A 605-nucleotide genomic window follows, 5' to 3' on the forward strand; every position below is an offset into this window, starting at 1 on the left:
CGCAGGGCACGCGCCGCGAACTCCATCGCGTCGCGCTGCGAGGCCAGCCAGGCGCCGCCATGGTCCAGCCCGGCATAGAGCCGCCCCTGGGCCTGGGTGCCGGCGGCGCAGAGATCGCGCAGCAGGGCGAGTTGGCCGCTGGCGGCGACGTCGCGATCGGCCGCGCCGATGCCCAGGAAGACCGGCATCGGCAGGCGCAGCGCGGGATAGGCCAGGCGGGGCAGCACGGCGCGTTCCACCAGCGCCTCCGCCCCCGGGCGCAGCGCGGCCTGGCGCGTCAGCCCGGCGGCGACCACACGCCCGGCGAGCGGGCCGACGCAAAGCTCGGCCGCGGCCTCGGCCAGCGGCAGGGCGGCGGGGGTGAAGAAGCGATCCGGCGTCAGCGAAGGGTCGTGCAGCCGCGCGGTCAGGGCCAGGTAGAAGGCATAGGCGAGGCCGGGATCGGGCCGGTCCGCCGGCACGCCGGTGGCCTGCAGCGCGCCCGGGCGCAAATAGGGCGCGCCGGTGGCGATGACCGCCGCCACCTGGAGATCGGGCGCGTAGCTTGGCGCCAGGCCGCCGGCGGCCAGCGCCGCGCCGCCGCCCTGCGCTGGCCGGCGATCACC

1 pseudogene is annotated in these 605 nt (G+C 78.3%); it reads right to left on the minus strand.

Annotation, left to right across the window (positions count from 1 at the left end):
- Positions 1 to 605: pseudogene (locus HMPREF0731_RS22655) on the minus strand (lipase family protein); the annotation flags it as partial.

It is taken from the genome of Pseudoroseomonas cervicalis ATCC 49957, assembly GCF_000164635.1.
Lineage (GTDB): Bacteria > Pseudomonadota > Alphaproteobacteria > Acetobacterales > Acetobacteraceae > Pseudoroseomonas > Pseudoroseomonas cervicalis.